This window comes from Rhizobium sp. WSM409, from assembly GCF_057653825.1.
In genome coordinates this window covers 852,804-869,065 of record NZ_CM172794.1, presented here as the reverse complement: position 1 = coordinate 869,065, position 16,262 = coordinate 852,804, and the positions used below count along the sequence as shown (strand labels likewise).

General features: G+C 60.2%; 23 protein-coding genes and 2 pseudogenes. 10 read left to right on the top strand and 15 right to left on the bottom strand.

The features are described 5' to 3' along the window. Nucleotides 1-53 precede the first annotated feature (53 nt). The 5 genes from AC25BC_RS04315 to AC25BC_RS04295 form a co-directional block, all read right to left on the bottom strand. Nucleotides 54-530, bottom strand: coding sequence for a hypothetical protein (locus AC25BC_RS04315; RefSeq protein ID WP_017993322.1), 477 nt, complete (start codon nt 528-530; stop codon nt 54-56). A gap of 14 nt (nt 531-544) precedes the next feature. Further along, nucleotides 545-1,069: a hypothetical protein gene (locus AC25BC_RS04310; RefSeq protein ID WP_244432245.1), complete on the bottom strand. Its 525-nt coding sequence runs from the start codon at nt 1,067-1,069 to the stop codon at nt 545-547. Between the two features lie 178 nt (nt 1,070-1,247). Further along, nucleotides 1,248-1,655 carry a GFA family protein gene (locus AC25BC_RS04305; protein ID WP_012756508.1) on the bottom strand — a complete coding sequence of 136 codons (408 nt, stop codon included), beginning with the start codon at nt 1,653-1,655 and terminating at the stop codon, nt 1,248-1,250. Nucleotides 1,656-1,840: 185 nt separating this feature from the next. Continuing rightward, nucleotides 1,841-2,239, bottom strand: a complete 399-nt coding sequence (locus AC25BC_RS04300; protein ID WP_012756507.1) for a hypothetical protein — start codon at nt 2,237-2,239, stop codon at nt 1,841-1,843. A 193-nt stretch (nt 2,240-2,432) separates the two neighbouring features. Beyond that, a complete protein-coding gene (locus tag AC25BC_RS04295) occupies nt 2,433-2,882 on the bottom strand; it encodes a VOC family protein (RefSeq protein WP_128440289.1) in 450 nt (149 codons plus the stop codon). A gap of 51 nt (nt 2,883-2,933) precedes the next feature. On the opposite strand from AC25BC_RS04295, the gene AC25BC_RS04290 reads away from it, so the two are divergent. Continuing rightward, nucleotides 2,934-3,536: a TetR/AcrR family transcriptional regulator gene (locus tag AC25BC_RS04290; protein ID WP_128440290.1), complete on the top strand. Its 603-nt coding sequence runs from the start codon at nt 2,934-2,936 to the stop codon at nt 3,534-3,536. Between the two features lie 8 nt (nt 3,537-3,544). Here the strand turns inward: AC25BC_RS04290 and AC25BC_RS04285 are convergent, their stop codons facing one another. Then, complete coding sequence (locus AC25BC_RS04285) at nt 3,545-4,483, bottom strand: AraC family transcriptional regulator (protein ID WP_128440291.1); 939 nt, start codon at nt 4,481-4,483, stop codon at nt 3,545-3,547. Between the two features lie 79 nt (nt 4,484-4,562). On the opposite strand from AC25BC_RS04285, the gene AC25BC_RS04280 reads away from it, so the two are divergent. The 3 genes from AC25BC_RS04280 to AC25BC_RS04270 all read left to right on the top strand — a co-directional run bounded on the left by AC25BC_RS04280 (nt 4,563) and on the right by AC25BC_RS04270 (nt 6,389). Further along, nucleotides 4,563-5,390, top strand: a complete 828-nt coding sequence (locus AC25BC_RS04280; protein WP_128440292.1) for an oxidoreductase — start codon at nt 4,563-4,565, stop codon at nt 5,388-5,390. A 218-nt stretch (nt 5,391-5,608) separates the two neighbouring features. After that, nucleotides 5,609-5,833, top strand: a complete 225-nt coding sequence (locus AC25BC_RS04275; RefSeq protein ID WP_487778544.1) for a hypothetical protein — start codon at nt 5,609-5,611, stop codon at nt 5,831-5,833. A gap of 19 nt (nt 5,834-5,852) precedes the next feature. Continuing rightward, nucleotides 5,853-6,389 carry a hypothetical protein gene (locus AC25BC_RS04270; RefSeq protein ID WP_128440293.1) on the top strand — a complete coding sequence of 179 codons (537 nt, stop codon included), beginning with the start codon at nt 5,853-5,855 and terminating at the stop codon, nt 6,387-6,389. 93 nt (nt 6,390-6,482) lie between these two features. On the opposite strand, the pseudogene AC25BC_RS04265 reads toward AC25BC_RS04270, so the two are convergent. The 3 genes and pseudogenes from AC25BC_RS04265 to AC25BC_RS04255 all read right to left on the bottom strand — a co-directional run bounded on the left by AC25BC_RS04265 (nt 6,483) and on the right by AC25BC_RS04255 (nt 7,831). Then, a pseudogene (locus AC25BC_RS04265) lies at nt 6,483-6,719 on the bottom strand (hypothetical protein). Then, the gene (locus AC25BC_RS04260; protein ID WP_128440294.1) at nt 6,716-7,036 is read right to left on the bottom strand and encodes a hypothetical protein; all 321 of its coding nucleotides are present in this window, start codon (nt 7,034-7,036) and stop codon (nt 6,716-6,718) included. The pseudogene AC25BC_RS04265 and the gene AC25BC_RS04260 overlap by 4 nt, the downstream one beginning before the upstream one ends. A gap of 75 nt (nt 7,037-7,111) precedes the next feature. After that, the gene (locus AC25BC_RS04255) at nt 7,112-7,831 is read right to left on the bottom strand and encodes an SOS response-associated peptidase (protein WP_128411576.1); all 720 of its coding nucleotides are present in this window, start codon (nt 7,829-7,831) and stop codon (nt 7,112-7,114) included. 198 nt (nt 7,832-8,029) lie between these two features. Here AC25BC_RS04255 and AC25BC_RS04250 point away from each other — a divergent pair, with 198 nt between their 5' ends. The 3 genes and pseudogenes from AC25BC_RS04250 (at nt 8,030) to AC25BC_RS04240 (ending at nt 10,139) form a co-directional block, all read left to right on the top strand. Then, nucleotides 8,030-8,620 (top strand): TetR/AcrR family transcriptional regulator, encoded by a 591-nt coding sequence (locus AC25BC_RS04250; protein WP_128411575.1) that lies wholly within the window; start codon nt 8,030-8,032, stop codon nt 8,618-8,620. Between the two features lie 72 nt (nt 8,621-8,692). After that, a pseudogene (locus AC25BC_RS04245) lies at nt 8,693-9,321 on the top strand (hypothetical protein). 239 nt (nt 9,322-9,560) lie between these two features. Continuing rightward, nucleotides 9,561-10,139 carry a DUF308 domain-containing protein gene (locus AC25BC_RS04240; protein ID WP_128440295.1) on the top strand — a complete coding sequence of 193 codons (579 nt, stop codon included), beginning with the start codon at nt 9,561-9,563 and terminating at the stop codon, nt 10,137-10,139. A gap of 35 nt (nt 10,140-10,174) precedes the next feature. Here the strand turns inward: AC25BC_RS04240 and AC25BC_RS04235 are convergent, their stop codons facing one another. From AC25BC_RS04235 to AC25BC_RS04220, 4 genes are all read right to left on the bottom strand, one after another. After that, nucleotides 10,175-10,528: a hypothetical protein gene (locus tag AC25BC_RS04235; protein ID WP_128440296.1), complete on the bottom strand. Its 354-nt coding sequence runs from the start codon at nt 10,526-10,528 to the stop codon at nt 10,175-10,177. 1 nt (nt 10,529) lies between these two features. Continuing rightward, nucleotides 10,530-10,877, bottom strand: coding sequence for a hypothetical protein (locus AC25BC_RS04230; RefSeq protein ID WP_128440297.1), 348 nt, complete (start codon nt 10,875-10,877; stop codon nt 10,530-10,532). Between the two features lie 128 nt (nt 10,878-11,005). Next, nucleotides 11,006-11,314 carry a HigA family addiction module antitoxin gene (locus AC25BC_RS04225; RefSeq protein ID WP_012756494.1) on the bottom strand — a complete coding sequence of 103 codons (309 nt, stop codon included), beginning with the start codon at nt 11,312-11,314 and terminating at the stop codon, nt 11,006-11,008. A gap of 9 nt (nt 11,315-11,323) precedes the next feature. Next, nucleotides 11,324-11,620 (bottom strand): type II toxin-antitoxin system RelE/ParE family toxin, encoded by a 297-nt coding sequence (locus AC25BC_RS04220; protein WP_012756493.1) that lies wholly within the window; start codon nt 11,618-11,620, stop codon nt 11,324-11,326. Nucleotides 11,621-11,755: 135 nt separating this feature from the next. On the opposite strand from AC25BC_RS04220, the gene AC25BC_RS04215 reads away from it, so the two are divergent. From AC25BC_RS04215 to AC25BC_RS04205, 3 genes are all read left to right on the top strand, one after another. Further along, entirely contained in the window at nt 11,756-12,034 is a 279-nt protein-coding gene (locus tag AC25BC_RS04215; protein ID WP_026157280.1) for a hypothetical protein, read from the top strand. Nucleotides 12,035-12,390: 356 nt separating this feature from the next. After that, nucleotides 12,391-14,325, top strand: a complete 1,935-nt coding sequence (locus tag AC25BC_RS04210; RefSeq protein WP_128440298.1) for an adenylate/guanylate cyclase domain-containing protein — start codon at nt 12,391-12,393, stop codon at nt 14,323-14,325. A gap of 117 nt (nt 14,326-14,442) precedes the next feature. Beyond that, nucleotides 14,443-15,177, top strand: a complete 735-nt coding sequence (locus AC25BC_RS04205; RefSeq protein ID WP_128440299.1) for a phosphotransferase enzyme family protein — start codon at nt 14,443-14,445, stop codon at nt 15,175-15,177. A 138-nt stretch (nt 15,178-15,315) separates the two neighbouring features. Here the strand turns inward: AC25BC_RS04205 and AC25BC_RS04200 are convergent, their stop codons facing one another. Both AC25BC_RS04200 and AC25BC_RS04195 read right to left on the bottom strand, forming a co-directional pair. Next, nucleotides 15,316-15,810, bottom strand: coding sequence for an SRPBCC family protein (locus tag AC25BC_RS04200; protein ID WP_128440300.1), 495 nt, complete (start codon nt 15,808-15,810; stop codon nt 15,316-15,318). Next, nucleotides 15,791-16,153 (bottom strand): ArsR/SmtB family transcription factor, encoded by a 363-nt coding sequence (locus AC25BC_RS04195; protein WP_113546256.1) that lies wholly within the window; start codon nt 16,151-16,153, stop codon nt 15,791-15,793. Before AC25BC_RS04195 ends, AC25BC_RS04200 begins: the two co-directional genes overlap by 20 nt. Nucleotides 16,154-16,262 lie beyond the last annotated feature (109 nt).

Here is a 16,262-nt window from a genome sequence, read left to right as displayed (position 1 = left end):
TCTCCGTCATTCCAGGCCTTGGCCCTGGAATCCATGCCAGCCGCGGAGGCACACTACCGCGAGAGCATCGCCTTCAGTCGCTTTTGCGAGACAAGAGGTTCGCTGGACATTCGAACCAGACCGAGCGCATGGCGCATGGCCGGTGTGAAGGGCAGCCAATGTTGCAGACGATCCAGCAACTTCTCCGACATCATGTCCTCGAGCGGGCCGGCGCCCAATTGGCCGAGCGCTTTTTCGTGGCCAGGCAATTGGGCTTGATCGATAATGGCGAGCACTCGTTTCAAGACGACCTCGCTCGGATCGTGCAGTAAAATCGTCGTCCAATACCATTCGCCGGGATCTGCGAGATAGGCCTCTACATAGGCATCAGCGGTAAGCGGTGGCTTTCCAACAGCCGTCAAATCCGGCATCCACGTCAGATCCGATGCGAGCGCGCTCCGGGTGAACGCGTCGACCGCTGGGGCGTCGGCGGTGTGTTTTCCCGAGCGCGGTTTGCTACGGTTTTTGCCGGTCACTTTTGCGCCTTCCATGTCCACGGCGTATTCTAGGGTTTTTTGAGGACTGACGTCTCGACCCAGACATTCAACAGGTCTTTGCCAACGACGACGACTGTCATCCACGTATTCTCACCCTCGATCAAATAGGCCACGCCGCTTTGCTTGCGGTCTTTCGTGACTGAACCCAACGAGGCTGCCGCGAGCCCAGCTTCGAAGGCTTCGAGCTCAGCGTTCGAACAACGCAGATCCTCCGAACGATCCGTCGCCAGAACGCCAAAATAATCGAGCGTACAGGTAGCAGAAAAGAGCTTTCGGTATTCCTGATAATACGTGGCGAACCGCAATCCGCTCGGCATCGTGTACTGCTCGCTGCCGGTTCGAGGCTCAGAGGTAGTGTTGGCAGGAGAAGAAGGCGCTTCAACGGTCCAATCGCCTCGATCAACGCCGTTGTGCAGGGCAGCCAGGCTTCGACCATTCAACACGCACAGCTTCAACGTATCATTGAGAGGGCACGCAACCGCCCCCTCCCCACTCAACAGGATCGCAATCACCAAAGCTGCAAAGAAACGCACGCGACCATCCCCAAATCATCGCCATCAAACCCATCGTCACCGTAGTTCGGATGCCGGAGAAAACAAGGCGGTGGCGCCATAGCATGACACCGAAAAGCAGGCGCGGTGTTCGGGCGACGGCAGGCTCTAACCGTGCGCTTCGTCCAATGCGCCACATCGCAGGCTATGCCCGGAGAGGTCAATTTCCCGCAAGACGCTCGATCGGCTCGGCGAGGTCGAGCCAATGCGGGCGATTGTCCCACCAATGAACATGATCCGGAACAGGAAAGGACGGATCGGCGAATGTGCCGCCGGCGATGACGACAGTGCCGGGAAAGTATGTTCCGGATTTCGAAAACCCGCCCCCGCCACAGACCCGGCAAAAGGCTTTCATCACCTCAGGTGTGGTCTCGCCTTGCGGAAACCAGACGGAATATTCCCCGGAGATAATCCGGACATTTTCCTCACGGAACCACACATTGTGTGAAAGCGCACTGCCGGATGCACGCTGACAGCGCGTGCACGTACAGACGTGGTTGTGCACAGGATCGCCATCGACCTCCAGGGCAAGGGCGCCACAGGTACACTGCGCATGAAAGATGGGCATGGGGGCTCATTCCGTATTTTTCTCACGGTTGTCGATTTTACGACGCCGGAATCGACACGGTCTATCGAAATTTACCATGGCCCTCGCATGCGGCAAAGCATGGCCGGATGGAACTCCACCTTCTTTGCTGCGACGATGCATCGGCGTTTTCGAGAGGTCCGGCTGGAAGCGTTGCATGACGGCGATCAAGGGAAGATGCCCGCCATTTTGAGTTTGCTGCAGAATGCCGATATGGCGTTCGCGACGCCCTCGCCGCAAGGAAACTTGAACGGTCGCGTGGCTTCCTCGGTCAGAACTGGCTCGCCTGTTGCGGCGTCGCGGCCGGTGACATGCTTCGTCAGCAGGATGCCGCAGGCCTCGCCGGCAGCCTCGTCGATCGCCATCTGGACATCGCCAAGATAGGTATCGCTGGGGATGTCGATGATGAAGGCCGTGAAAAATCTCACGCCGCGGCTCCCCGCCACGGCCTTGACCAGGCTTGCATGCGCCTCGGAGACCTCAATCTCCTTCTCCGGCGGCCACATCACATCACTTGCAGGCCACGCATCATCTTCCACGGCTTCGCCGATCGGCTGCTCACGCATATCCGCTCTCCACATCTTCGGTTTTCAGATGGCGGCCGCCGCGCCGATGTTCTTATTATGTTCTGATAGCGAAGAGAGTCAAGACGGATGTTTTGATGTGAGCTGCCTTCAGTGAACCGCCAGAGAACTGGTGCAGCCGCTCGGGACGGACGCCGGCCACCGGCCTCCTCGAGCGCTCCAAGGGCTGTGGCACTCACGCCGAGATGTCCGCGTTCCAGCGGCGTTGCATCTCCTCAGGCGTGACCTGCACGATGGTTTGCGACAACATCCAGCGGTGACCGAAGGGATCAAGCACCTGCGCCACCCGCTCGCCAAAACTCTGGTCGGTCGCCGGACGCAACATCGTCGCCCCGGCCGACAGCGCCTGCGCCAGTGCTGCGTCGGTCGACATCGTGTCCATATGGAAGGTCACCGGCGAGCCTCCGACGGTATCGGGAGACAGGGCGCCGAAGTCCGGATATTCGTCTGCCAACATCATCAGCGTCTCTCCGAAACGCAGCTCGGCATGGCCGATCCGCCCGTCCGAAGGATCGGTCATGCGGAAGACTTCCGTGGCGCCGAAAGCGTCCTTGTAGAAGTCGATGGCCCGTGCCGCATCCTTGACGATGAAGTAGGCGCTCACTTTTCGGGCAAAACTCGGCATGGATGATCCTCCTTGACTGGTTCCTTTATTAACGTTACGTACCGTAAAGATATGAGTCAAGAGAGTAATGCAACACCGAAAAAACGAGGGCGGCCGCCAAGCGCTGCCGCGCAGAGGCGTGCCTTGGAGGCGGCCCATGAAATCCTGATGGCCGAAGGTTTTGGCCGCATGACGATCGAAGCCGTGGCGGCGCGGTCCGGTGTCGGCAAGCCGACGATCTACCGTTCCTGGGCCAACGCGCAGGAACTGGCGATGGCCGCTCTTCTGGTCAACCGGCTACCGGAAGCGGAGGTTGGAGGGGGCACGGCGCAAGCGGCTCTCGGGGCGCAGATGAGCGGGCTGGTGACTGCCTTTGCGAGCACGCGCGGACGGCAGATCACCATGGCACTTGCGGCCGCCGACCCGGAAAGCGAATTCACCAAGGCCTTCCGCAATCAGGTGATCCTGTCGAGCCGTAACGCCGGTCGTGTCATCCTGGAGGAGGCTCTGGCTCGGGGAGAGATCGTTTCGCCGCCGGATATGGAGGCGCTGCTCGACATGATCTACGGACCGGTCTTCTTCCGGCTGCTGGTCGGCCATCGCGCGGTCTCGCCGGAGTTCGGCGATGCGATCGTCAGAACCGCGTTGCTGGCCGTTGCACCGTCGGGCGCGTGAGACATGCTTTAGCCGTGATCGTCACCCAGTTCGCCAAGGTGGCGCTGGACCCACTTGATCTCCTGCGATGCGGTGCGCCCGAAATGCCGTTTGAAATCGCGGCTGAACTGCGCCGGACTGGCGTAGACGACCAAAGCCGCCACCTCGGCAATCGTTCTCGTCTGGCGGGCGATCATCAATCTTGCTTCGTGGAGCCGCATCGCCTTGACGTATTGCATCGGGCTGTTGCCGGTCAGACCCTTGAAATGGACATGGTAGGACGGAACGCTCATGCCCACCTCTCTTGCCAGATCGGTGACCGCGATCTCCAGGCCATAGTTTTCCCGCAACCAGGCCAGGCTCTGGATGATCTTTCCGGATCTGCCTTTCTGCTGGAGAGCGGCGATCATCGCGCCGCCTTGCGGACCGACCAGGACCCGGTAGTGCAGTTCGCGCAGAAGGCCGGCGCCAAGCACATCCGTCTCAACGCTGCTGCGTAACGCCATCAGCAGGCGCAGCAGGACATCCTCGATATCACCGGACATCCTGCTCGAGACGAGACTTCTCGGCTCGTCGCCTGGCAGTTCGGCATGCTCTTCCACCTGTAGTGCGATCTCGGCAGCCATCTGCATATCGAACTCGACATAGACCGCCAGTAAGGGCCGCTCGGGACTGGCCATCGACGTCATCCGGAATGGAACGGGCAGCGACACCGCCAGATAGTGCTCCTCGTCATAGGTGAAGACCTCGCCTTCGAGGATGCCCTGCTTGCTCCCCTGAAGGACGAAAACCGCGCCCGGCTGATAGAGGACCGGAATGTCGTGGAGCACGGCTTCGGTGCGCAATATGCGAACGGAAGCAAGAGCGGTCGGATTATATCCGTGACGGAGAGCGAGACGTGCGGCCAAGGCGACCATCTCCCCTCGCCTGGATAGGCCGCGATCACCATTCATAGGATTTGGCAACATTTTGAGAGAATCCGCAATCGATGCGCCGGTTTCTCCATACTATTTGTCAATTCCCATCCTCAATCAAGGAGTATCGTTGATGTCACGAAAGACCTTCTTCATCACCGGATCGAATTCCGGCTTCGGGCTCGCCATTGCATCTGCGGCCCTTCAGGCGGGCCACATGGTGATCGGCACTGTGCGCTCGCAGGCGTCGCGCACGGCGCTCGCCAAAACCCTGCCTGGCCTGCGGCCGGTCGTCTGCGACGTCACCGAGTTCGACCGCATCGATGATGTCGTCGCCGACGCGGAAGACGAGCATGGGCCGGTCGACGTGCTGATCAACAATGCGGGTTACGGCCACGAGGGCGTGCTCGAGGAGTCGCCGATCGAAGAGATGCGGCGGCAGTTCGACGTCAACGTCTTCGGCGCCGTCGCCGTCGCCAAGGCATTTCTGCCGCGGTTTCGCGCGCGACGCCGCGGCTTCATCGTCAACGTCACCTCGATGGGCGGCATGATCACCATGCCCGGCATCGCCTATTACTGCGGCAGCAAATTTGCGCTTCAAGGCATATCGGAGGTGATGCGGGCGGAAATGGCCCCGTTCGGGGTGCATGTGACGACCCTTTGCCCCGGTTCCTTCCGGACGGACTGGGCCGGACGATCGATGGTCCGCACGGAGCGGTCGATCGCCGATTATGATGGCCTGTTCGATCCAATCCGCGAGGCGCGACAGGCCGTCAGCGGCAAGCAGCTCGGCGATCCCGCCAAACTGGCCGCCGCGGTTCTGGAGCTCATCGAATCCGACAATCCGCCGCCGCAGCTGCTGCTCGGTAGCGACGCCCTCAAGCATGTGTCGGAGAGGATCGTTCGCCTGCAGCAAGAGATCGAGGCGTGGAAATCCGTCACCGTCTCGACTGACGGCTGACGGCTGACGGCTGACGGGCAGAAGCTCTGCTTTCCGCTTCAACGATATCGAGATAATCAGCCAGCTCCTATTGGATGCTTTTCCCACCACCAGCGCGTTGGCACGGCCGGGGTCTCCCCACTCCTTGCAGCGTATTCCGTCAGCATGCCGGTGCTCGCAATAATGCTCAACGATCACATTGGCGCCCGGCGCACTCGAATGGCCTTCGATGCTCATGGATGCGGCGCCCTGATGTTCAAATCCAAGACGAACTTGGCAACACAATCTCCGTTAAGGAAACCGAGAGAAATTCTAATGGAAAACGGAACAGAAATCGTGAAGTCGAATACGACCGGCTTGGTATAAAGAATGAAACCCTTGGTGTCGGAAAAGGCGAGGGCAAAGGTAAAAGCGACAACAGCGGGCGCGATTATGAAACGCAGCAAAAAAATCCGCGTCGCTAGGTAACTACTGGATACCCGAATGGCTGAGACACAGTTAATTGTTACAGAAGAGCGCCTGAACGAACTTATGGCGGTGATTTTTGCTGAATGCCAGGTTGCCGTTGACGGTAAGAGTAAAGTTGTTGAGAGCTTTGATGAAATACGGCATGGCGTCACGAACCGGCTGATGCAGTTATTTGTTAAAAATGCAAATTTTTCTAAAGAAGATTTTACGTTTCTGGTAACTTCCAACAATGCGAATCCCGGAAGCTATTTTGTAGACCAGTTTGCTGGTGGCGGTCACATCAAGATTCTGACGCTTCCACTTTCTTTTAAAGAGATAATTATATTTAAACTGTCAATTCTTTACCAAAGCTTTTATATTGATAGAAGCGGAAACCATGTCGAGCCTTCGAATGAACTCAAGAATTTCTACAGTTTTCTTGTCAATATCTCGGCAAAAAAGACTAAGAGAACGAAGATATTCGAAAATAGGTTCATAAAAGTACAAGATGTCTTATTGGAAGAGGAGCGAGAATTGATTGCAGCTGTAAACGATTCCTTTAAGCGACGTTAATTCTGTCGAAGGTGTGAGTGTCGCCAGTGCACCGGTCGAATATCGTCCAGGTCTCGTCAGCTTCTTTGCCAGCACCGAAGCGCGATTCCTAACTCATCCATTTGCTCCATTTATCGCGGCCTCGAGCTTCCGTTTCGGCGCCTGTTCCTGCTCATAGGTCTTGTAGGGGAAGTGCTCTCAGCACCAGCAGTGCGCCGGCTCGTCTCTGGTTGAGCTGCGACCGAAGCCACCCCATTCCGTGCAGCGCATGTCGTTGGTATCTTAGTGCTCGCAATAATGCTCAACGATCACATTGGCGCCCGGCGCACTCGAATGGCCTTCGATGCTCATGGGTGCGCCGTCCTTGGTTTCCCGCTCCTGATGCTCTCATAGATCATTTCCAGACGCCTCGAGGCGACATAGGCACTGTCCTCGTATCCAGCTGACGGCCAATCCAATCGATGGTTGCCGTCTGTCGCCACGATCCAGAACCACCGATTATCGACCACTCCGCCTGCCTGTGACCGGAATATCCTTCCGATCTGGGTATCGCCGTCAAAAGCGACGTAATCGTCGCCGGGTTTCTCCCTCCAGGCGTGCCGCCATTTGTATTTGATTTCCCGGCCGCTGACATGTTCCCACGATTTCCATGTGATTTGTTCTGGCATGCGTCGTCCTGTCCTCTCGCGAGGTATCCTTTTGACCGCATGGTTGATGGATGGCTCCCGCCCGAGCCGGTGAATTCAGATCAGCGTCGGTTCCGGATCGGGGTCGATCGGATCGATAATGTCAGCCGTGTCATTCTTGGGCGAACCCACATTGCGGCCAATCGGCCACATGGTCATCAGCTCCGCCGGAAACGGCTTCATCAAGTCGGTCGGATCAGGCTCCGGAGATAGCCAGCGCTCGTAATCTTCGCGGTGCAGGACGACCGGCATGCGGTCATGGATCTGCGCCATCATCGCATTCGGCTCACAGGTCACGATTGCGAAGTTTCTGACGTCTACGCCTTCCGGGCTGCGCCAAATCTCCCAGATGCCGGCGAGCGCAAAGGGCGAGCCGTCGGCCATGGCGATCGCATAGGGCTGCTTGTTCTTGCCCGTGCCGAAAATATCCTTCCACTCGAAGAAGCCGTTGATCGGCACCAAGCAACGGCGCGATCTGTAGGCCGAGCGGAACAGGCCGTTGGTGGCAATGCCCTCGCAGCGCGCATTGATCGGTGGGGGCCGGCCACCCGGCTTCATCCATGCCGGCATCAGACCCCAGCGCGCCGAGGCGAACACCGGCCCCATGATATCAGGTTCGCGGACCATGTCGCGAATGATGATCGGATAATCCAGCGTCGGCGCGCCGTTATAGCGCGGAAATCGGTTCCCCAGCGCATCGATCGCGCCTCGCTCTGCAAAGGCGAAATTGCGCACCAGCTCCTCAAGCGATGTCTTGATGTAGACGCGGCCGCACATTGAGAACTCCATCCCGCATATTAGATGTTCTGATTATGTTCTGGGTATTCGAGGCGAGTCAAGGCCGTTCGCTACAACCGATGCCGCCATCACTTTCGCCAGAATCAAGGTGAAGCCTGTCACCGTCTCGACGACCGCTGCCGGCGGAAAATCTGCTTTGCGCTTGACAACCTTCCTACTGGAAGGTAGATACAGCCCATGAGCAATCTTTTGACGACCTCCGACGAAATCCTGGCCTCCGCGCGAGCGCTGATCATGACCGGAGGCTATAACGGCTTCAGCTATGCCGATATTGCTGCCGTCGTCGGCATCCGCAAGGCCAGCATCCATCACCATTTTCCGAGCAAGACCGATCTGGTGCGCACGCTTGTCGTGCGATATCGCGAAGATGCAGAGGCGGGTATCGCAGGCCTGGAGCAACAGGTGCAGGATCCGCTGGCGCTTCTCAAAACCTATGCGGGCCACTGGGCCCAGTGCATCGAGGACGCCAGCCGGCCTTTTTGCGTGTGCGCCCTGCTGGCAAGCGAGCTGCCGGCCCTGCCGCCGGAGGTCGCGGCCGAGGTCAAAGCTTTCTTCCGCTTTGCGTCGACATGGCTGACCTCGGTGATGGAGCGAGGCGCTCAGGACGGGAGTTTGAAACTGTCGAGCGAACCGCGCGTCGAGGCCGAAGCCTTCATGGCCTCCGTCCATGGCGCCATGCTTTCAGCCCGGGCTTACGGGACCCCGGAGGTGTTCGCCACCATTCTGGCCCCCACCTTGCAGCGGCTGTCTCCGACCGCCGCTCGATAAAGCTCCCGGCGGAATAAGAGCCCGGAGCAACAACGACGTTCGATTAAACTACCAACTAGTAGGAAGAGCGACATGATCAAGACCATTCTCCCCGCCCTCGTGCTGGGGCTCACCGCTATCGCGTCGGCGGCCCTTCCAGCGGCGCCGGTCCATGCCGAAGACCAGAAACCCGAGCAGGTCCATGTCAGGGGCAGCATCGTTACCTACAGCGGCTCCGCTCTCAAGGTGAAGACCCGCGAAGGACAGACCGTCGATGTCACCCTCGCCGACGGCTGGAAACTGGCGAGCGTTGCAAATGCTGCGGTCACCGACATCAAGCCGGGCGACTTCGTCGGCATCGCATCGCTGCCCAACGCAGGCGGCGGCGACGGCGCGCTTGAAGTGCTGATCTTCCCGCCGGCGATGAAGGGTGCGGGTGAAGGGAGCTATGGTTGGGACCTCAAGCCCAACAGCAGCATGACCAACGCGACCGTGGCCGACGCCGTCAAGGGCATCGACGGCCGCACCGTCACCGTCTCCTATCACGGCAAGGAAAAGAAGATCGCCATTCCGGACGGCACGCCGGTCGTGACCATCGCTCCGGCCACCAAGGACGATCTCGTCCCGGCGCCGTCGTCTTCATCCCCGCCGAAAAGGCTGCCTCGGGGCCCCTCGCCCATCAGGTGCTTGTCGGAAAGAATGGCGTGGTCCCGCCCATGTGACCACGTCGTCGCCGGTCGGCCGGGCCGCCCCCGGTTCGACCGGCGATTTACCAGGGAATGCCGCCTGACCGGCAGCCGATGGACCCGAACGGCGGAGAAACGTTGTCTCGACAGCAGCCCGGCGGTGCCGGAGCAGTTCCGGCAAGCCCAGGAAATCCCATCGCGATGACGGACGCCGCCGCTCATGACGGTGAGCCCGCCCCTTTCAGACCAACACCATCACATTCAGGAAAGAGATCATGATGACCACCGATCAAACCACCGTCGCGTCTGGCGACAGGGAAGAGTGGCTGACGCGCTACTACTTCACGCGAGCAGCCTTTTCCGCCATCTGGGTCGCAGCCGCCTTGACGGCCGGCCAGCAGTCGCTTGCCGTCGCGGCGGGTTTGCTGATCCTCTACCCGGCCTGGGATGCCGCCGCCAATCTGGTCGACGCAGGGCGCAGTGGCGGCCTGGCAAACAACCGCAGCCAGGCAATCAACGTCGCCGTCAGCGCGGTGACGACAGCTGCCGTGATTGTCGCACTGACGATGAGCATGAACTGGGTTCTCGGCGTCTTCGGCCTGTGGGCCATCTTTTCCGGCCTGCTGCAGCTTGGAACCGCCATCCGGCGCTGGAAGACCAATGGCGGCCAGTGGGCGATGATCCTCAGCGGCGGCCAATCCGCGGTGGCAGGCGCCTTCTTCATCGCCCAGGCGCAAATGCCGGAACTACCCTCCATTGCCAACATCGCCGGATATGCCGGCCTCGGCGCCTTCTACTTCCTGGTCTCGGCCGTCTGGCGGAGCGTCACGCAGATGCGGCGGAAGCAGGCGTGAGCCGACATGCGCCAATCGCGATGTGACACCGTCGATCAGCGGGGACCAACTGCCCCGTCGGGGAATTTGTGATAGTTGCAGGCGTTCATTGAAAACAACGCCACATCATCACCGATTTCGTGGCGCGAAAGCTCCCATTCGAAGGTGTCACGGTCATCGAAACCGTAAGATAACGCCATCGCGGTCAACTCCATGAAAGGCCCTGGGGGATACAGGGTGCCGTACACTGTCGCCTCATTTCCCAGGAATTTGCCTTTGATAACTCTCTTGATCTCCAAATCTGCCCTTATCCACCGCGTCGGAGAGTCTTTTGTCCCTAGGAAACCGGATTCGCCGATCGACAGCGATTTCACGCGCGCCTCAACCACGATCTCCGCTTTCGCCAGCAATTCATCCTGAGCAGGACATTTCGGCGTTCCGGCGGCTGGCCTTAGACCAATAGCCAATAGAGCAAGAACTGCTGTGAAGCACAGTCGCATATGCGGGTTCAGGATCACTCTCGGCATCCTTGTCGGCCTCGTCCTCCGTCTTCCCGGCGGCATCGGGCCTGTGGTTGTCATTGGCGGCGGCGAGCGCCGCAAAGTCCTCTCGCGCCATGCGGCGACCGATGATCCGGGCCAGCGCTAGCGCCGCGCGGTCGATGCGTTGCCATGTCTCCGCCTGCGGCTCGCCGTCCGCACCGTCATTGCCGTTGGCCGGGACGGTCTCGTCCGGCTTCTCGTCGTCATCGCCTTCCATGTCGCCGCCTGTTTCTCGGTTCGAGTCAAACAGACATCAAGCGGCGGCAAGAGTAGAACCGAAAGCCAAATCGCAGGCCGTGCGATCATGGCGAAGAAACGGCGGCAAATCGGTGGGATCGCTCCGCGCTATGCCGCCTTCGCCAAGGGCTTGGCACGATCGACCCGCGCCCGCTCCTCGGGCGAATTCATGACGCTCCACAGATCGCTGCGACGCTGCGTGTTCAGCCAGAAGTCCGGGCTGTTGCCGAACACGCGCGCCAGAATGAGCGCGGTCGCCGCCGTCACGTTGCGCCGGTCGTTGCAGAGTTCGTTCACATGCTTGCGCTGCACGCCCATCGCCTCGGCAAGCACCGCCTGCGTCAGGCCGAGCGGCTGCATGAACTCTTCCGTCAGGATTTCGCCGACCGTGGCCGGTTTGCGTGTGGTCATCAACATGGCGTCACCTCATCGATAGCTGTGGTCGTCGAGATAAACATCCGACGCTTCGCCGCGACCGCCGTCCCATCGGAAGATCAGCCGCCACTGCTTGTTGACGCGGATCGAATGCAGGCCGTCGAGCGTGCCGCGCAGCTTCTCGAAATGATTGCTGGGTGGCACACGCAAATCCTGATCGGTCATCGCGTCGTCGATCATCTGGAGCTTGCGGAACAACCGGCTTTCGAGATCGGACGGAATGTTGCGGGAGTGGATATCCTCCACGAAAAAGGCCCGCAGCCATTCGTCCTGAAACCCGACGATCATTCCACGCCTCCAATGCTTAGTTGATGTACCACTCTATGGGTCATTCGGCAACCGCTTTTTTCTTCGGAACTGGAGCGCCCGCAAATTCTTAAAGCCATCTATCGACGATGGCGCGCAAAGCGGATGGGCCACAACATGAAAGATCAATACCAACCGATCTACACATGGCGCGAGACCTGGCCTGGAGAAGGACATCAGGATTTTAGCGGCTTCGACGGCGACCAGTCTTTCGGCCGCGTCGAGCTTGAGAACGCGGCTGACCTGAAACCCGGCCTGTGGAAGTGGAACGCTACCCACCTTCCATGGGTGCGAAAGGAGATCATGCCTCGCAGCGGCTCGGAGCAAACCTCGCGAGAGGCATGCCGCCGGGTCGAGGAGCATTATGAGAAGCTGAAGGCGCTTCACCGGCGGTAGGCCGCATCAATTGATAGGGCCTCAGTCTCGCGTCGCTGGTTCTCTGCCATTGAACCTACCCTCCGTCATCCCAGGCCTTGAGCCTGGGATCCATGCCCGTTGCTAATGGAGGCCGGTGTGGATCCTCGGGTCAAGCCCGAGGAAGACGGAGCGCGGAGTGGCGGCTGGAGCAAGGACAGGACGCATGCGGGCATGATCGGCGACAGTTCATACGGTCGGCGACTTTGTTCTACCGAAACGCGCAACGGCGGTGTGACCGCACTCACCGCCTTGTGTAAGTTTTCAAAAAGCGGTTAGCTGCCATCGTTGACTATGCCTCGTGCGCTGAGACGTGTCCGCATTTCGGGGGAAATCTCGTGCACTGGTCTAAACCCCTACGACTGCATCTCGGTGTCCTGGTCGTCGCATCGCTGCTTTGCACGTCGACGCCCATCATCTGGCTGGCGTTCAGGCAAGGAAGCGATGCTGCCGTCAGTGCGGGCATGCAGCAGATGCGCGAGATGAGCCTGCGGCTGATCGAGGGGTACCGCAATACGCTGCAGGGCGGCACCGAGGCGGTGGCACTGGCATCGACCCTGCCGCAGCTCGCCTCCCCGCCGCCCCAGGATATCACGGCGAAACAGCAATTCTTTCTGGAGGTTCTCAGAAACGTCCCCAACGCGACGAGCGTCTACACCGGCTATCCTGACGGCTCGTATCTGCAGGTCATCAATACGCAAAGGCAGGATGTCCGCCGGATCCTCGCAGCACCCGATGGTACGGCTTTTGCGGTCCGCACGATAGCACGCAGACAGGGCCCGGACGTCCTATCGACGTTTCGCTTCCTCGACCGCCAGGCAAGGCCGATCGCCGAGCGTGACGTCGACTATGCATCATTCGATCCGCGGCAACGCCCCTGGTACCAATCCGTCATCGAGCATGGCGAGGAAGTATCCGTCGGACCCTATGTTGCGGGAACGCTGCAGCTTCCAACGCTGACGATCGCAGCACCGATGAGAGACGACGATCAGGTTGTCGTCGGCATCAATATCCACCTGATGACTGTCAGCCGCCTGCTGGATGCGCAAGAGATTTCGCCGCGGGCGCGCGCTTATATCATCGATGATGCCGATGATCTGATCGCCCATTCCGACCCGGCAATCATGAACAGGCTTCTCGGCATATGGTCGAAAAGTGCCGATGACGGCGCCGTTGCCGTCGATACGACGACAGACAGTTACGACACGAGCCTCGAAACGGTGGCGAGGCTCAGGCGGGATCCGGCCTTTGCAAATGGCGGCGTTGTGCGGATCGATCTCGATGGCGAACGCCAGATCCTGCAGATCGCCCCCGTCGGCGTGTCCGGTCTGTTCAAGGGAAGCGTTGCCGCAATCGTCGTGCCCCTGGAAGATCTGGTGGCTGAAGCCAATCGGCTGCTCCTGCACAATCTCCTGATTGCGGCCGCCTTCGTGATATCAGGCGTCGTTGCATCGGTGATGCTCTCCCGCATGGTCAGCCGGTCACTCTATCGCCTCGCCGACGAGGCGCGCAGGATCGGCGATCTCGACGTCGGCGAAAAAAGCGTCTCCCACTCCTGGATATCGGAGATCAACACGCTGGCAAGCGCGCTGGCGGCAAGCCGCCACGCCATCAGCCAGTTTGCCCTCTATGTTCCGCGTGAAGTCGTCAGGCGGATCGTCAATCCCGAGGGACGAGCCGTCGTCAAGGCGCAGCGGCAGGATGTGACGGTGCTGTTCACCGACATCCGCGACTTCACCACCATCTCCGAGCAGCATTCGCCCGAGGATGTGGTCGATACGCTGTCGGCCTATTTCGAAGTCTTAAACACCATCGCCGAGTGCCATGGCGGCACTGTCGTGCAATATCTCGGCGATTCCATTTTCGTCATGTGGAACGCCCCTGTTCCGGATGCCAGCCATGCCGAAAACGGCTGCCGGTGCGCGCTTGCCATGAAAGCGGCGGTCGACGAGTTGAATGAAGCCAACCGCCGGAATGGCCGTCCCGCGCTCATCACCCGATTTGGATTGCACACCGGCCCGGCGGTGGTCGGCAGTTTTGGCGCGATTTCGCGGCAGCAGTACACGGCCATGGGCGATACGATCAATGTCGCCTCACGGCTGGAAGGATTGAACAAGGAATTCAACACCTCGATCCTGGTGAGCGCCGCCATCCACGAGGCTGTCGGCACCCACTTCGCCCTTCGCCCGCTGGGCCTGGTGCAGCTCAAGGGGCGGGCCGAGAAGGTCGATTTATGGGAACTTGTCGGGGAAAGCCTGAGGACGCAGGAATGAACGAGGCGTTCGGGTTGCCACCGACGGCAGCTTCGCGCCCGCCGCCAGCGGCCTTGTGGCGTCGTAAACTTTCTCTATTTCTTTCGTCATTAATCATGACCTCCAAGGGTATCGCCAATGGGATGGGAAGCACTCGGGCAATGGGGTGAAGACGCGGTTCGCATCGAACGGCTCACGGGTGGCGTTGCCAACGACGTGTGGAGCGTTCGCGTCCACGGGCAGATCGCGGTCGCTCGTCTCGGCTGCAGGAGCGACGCTGATCTTGCATGGGAAGCCGAGCTGCTCCAACACCTCGACCGCGAAGGCATGACCGTTCCGGTGCCGATTCCGACGACTGACGGCCGCCTATTCGCAAACGGTCTGGTGGTGATGAAATACATGGAGGGCGGACCGCCCGAGACGGGGTCCGACTGGCGTCGCGTCGCCGACACGCTGCGCGAGCTGCATCGGCTGACGCAGGGCTGGCCGCAGCGCCCGGGCTGGCGATCCTCGAGCGACCTCCTGCATACTGAGACCGGAACGAGGATCAACCTGACTGCGATGCCGCCGGAGGGCGTTATTCGATGTCGAGCAGCGTGGGCACGGCTGATCGGGCGTCAGACATGCGTTGTCCACGGCAACCCCAACAGCCCTGGCAACGTCCGCATCACCGCAGATCGGGTCGCGTTGATCGACTGGGATGAGTCACATGTCGACGTCCCCGACCTTGACCTGGTGCTGCCCGACAACGCTGCCGGCCTCGACGACGGCGCCCATGACATCGCCGCGCAAGCCTCGGCCGCATGGGAAGCCGCCGTCTGCTGGCGGGATGAATACGCAGTCAAGCGGCTTGCCGAGGTTCGAGCGGTCTAAGATCGACAGGCCGCATCCACCCGTGAATTGCGCCATCGCCGGCGGAACATGGGTTGGCAGCGGACTTCAGGAAGCAGCCACGCTGCGCCAATTCCCTGGTTCGTCACTGTTTGCGGCATGGCCGAATGAGTCGAGCTGTCACATGCTCGCGCTGAGCGTGACGAGAAGTTCATCCAACTGCTCGAACTGCTCCGGCAACACGTCTTCCATGCCGACGAAAGACTGGTCGAGCGCTTCCTTCGAGGGATAGAGTTCCCGCAGTACCAGCAGCGTCCTGCCGTCCTCTTCCTCGAAGGTCACCGTGGTGACGGCGCCCTCCTCCCCGCCTTCGTCATTGGTCCAGACGAGGCGCGATGGCGGCGACACGTCGAGATACTTGCCGAAGAAGGCCATGGCGTCGGCGGCGTCGTGTCCGAACGTGATGCGATAGCTGCCCCCGGTGCGAATATCCATCTCGCAGGAAAGAAGGGGCACGCCCATCGACTTCGGCGCCCACCACAGCTTGAACAACTCCGGCTTGGTCCACGCGTCGAATACGAGGCGAACGGGGCCGTTGAAGGTGCGCGTCACCACGAGTTCAAGCTCGGACCTCCGTTCGACCACCGTGCGGCCGTTACTCGCTCTGTCCCCCATCGACTTTCTCCTTCCGTTTCAGGGCCTCAATGACGTCATCAAGCGCGTCGAAGCGTGCGTTCCAGATCTGGCGGCGCGCTTCGATCCAGGCCGCCTCTTCCTCGAGCCCGCCCAAGCCCAGCCTGCAGGTCCGCACACGGCCGACCTTCTCCGTCGCCACCAGCCCCGCCTGCTCCAAAACGCCGATGTGCTTCTTCATGCCCGTGAGGGTCATGTGGAATTTCTCTGCGAGCTCCGTGATCGAAGCATCTGCACTCCCGAGCTGTTCCAGAACACCGCGTCGCGTGGCGTCCGAGAGCGCGGCAAAGGAGGCATCAAGGCGAGCTGTCGAAAACTGAACCATCTAGTTCAGTGTTTAGCACGCAGATCGGCGTCATGCAAGCGGCCGAGATCGGCCTCAGGCGATCGGCGCAGATATCTCGGCGTGGAAGTCGACGCCCCACCCTCCCTCA

Excerpts from the sequence above, each read along its gene's own strand:
- AC25BC_RS04315 (WP_017993322.1), bottom strand. The coding sequence starts at position 530 with ATGGAAGGCGCAAAAGTGACCGGCAAAAACCGTAGCAAACCGCGCTCG.
- AC25BC_RS04305 (WP_012756508.1), bottom strand. The coding sequence starts at position 1,655 with ATGCCCATCTTTCATGCGCAGTGTACCTGTGGCGCCCTTGCCCTGGAG.
- AC25BC_RS04300 (WP_012756507.1), bottom strand. The coding sequence starts at position 2,239 with ATGCGTGAGCAGCCGATCGGCGAAGCCGTGGAAGATGATGCGTGGCCT.
- AC25BC_RS04295 (WP_128440289.1), bottom strand. The coding sequence starts at position 2,882 with ATGCCGAGTTTTGCCCGAAAAGTGAGCGCCTACTTCATCGTCAAGGAT.
- AC25BC_RS04290 (WP_128440290.1), top strand. The coding sequence starts at position 2,934 with ATGAGTCAAGAGAGTAATGCAACACCGAAAAAACGAGGGCGGCCGCCA.
- AC25BC_RS04285 (WP_128440291.1), bottom strand. The coding sequence starts at position 4,483 with ATGTTGCCAAATCCTATGAATGGTGATCGCGGCCTATCCAGGCGAGGG.
- AC25BC_RS04280 (WP_128440292.1), top strand. The coding sequence starts at position 4,563 with ATGTCACGAAAGACCTTCTTCATCACCGGATCGAATTCCGGCTTCGGG.
- AC25BC_RS04275 (WP_487778544.1), top strand. The coding sequence starts at position 5,609 with ATGCGGCGCCCTGATGTTCAAATCCAAGACGAACTTGGCAACACAATC.
- AC25BC_RS04270 (WP_128440293.1), top strand. The coding sequence starts at position 5,853 with ATGGCTGAGACACAGTTAATTGTTACAGAAGAGCGCCTGAACGAACTT.
- AC25BC_RS04260 (WP_128440294.1), bottom strand. The coding sequence starts at position 7,036 with ATGCCAGAACAAATCACATGGAAATCGTGGGAACATGTCAGCGGCCGG.
- AC25BC_RS04255 (WP_128411576.1), bottom strand. The coding sequence starts at position 7,831 with ATGTGCGGCCGCGTCTACATCAAGACATCGCTTGAGGAGCTGGTGCGC.
- AC25BC_RS04250 (WP_128411575.1), top strand. The coding sequence starts at position 8,030 with ATGAGCAATCTTTTGACGACCTCCGACGAAATCCTGGCCTCCGCGCGA.
- AC25BC_RS04240 (WP_128440295.1), top strand. The coding sequence starts at position 9,561 with ATGATGACCACCGATCAAACCACCGTCGCGTCTGGCGACAGGGAAGAG.
- AC25BC_RS04230 (WP_128440297.1), bottom strand. The coding sequence starts at position 10,877 with ATGGAAGGCGATGACGACGAGAAGCCGGACGAGACCGTCCCGGCCAAC.
- AC25BC_RS04225 (WP_012756494.1), bottom strand. The coding sequence starts at position 11,314 with ATGTTGATGACCACACGCAAACCGGCCACGGTCGGCGAAATCCTGACG.
- AC25BC_RS04220 (WP_012756493.1), bottom strand. The coding sequence starts at position 11,620 with ATGATCGTCGGGTTTCAGGACGAATGGCTGCGGGCCTTTTTCGTGGAG.
- AC25BC_RS04215 (WP_026157280.1), top strand. The coding sequence starts at position 11,756 with ATGAAAGATCAATACCAACCGATCTACACATGGCGCGAGACCTGGCCT.
- AC25BC_RS04205 (WP_128440299.1), top strand. The coding sequence starts at position 14,443 with ATGGGATGGGAAGCACTCGGGCAATGGGGTGAAGACGCGGTTCGCATC.
- AC25BC_RS04200 (WP_128440300.1), bottom strand. The coding sequence starts at position 15,810 with ATGGGGGACAGAGCGAGTAACGGCCGCACGGTGGTCGAACGGAGGTCC.
- AC25BC_RS04195 (WP_113546256.1), bottom strand. The coding sequence starts at position 16,153 with ATGGTTCAGTTTTCGACAGCTCGCCTTGATGCCTCCTTTGCCGCGCTC.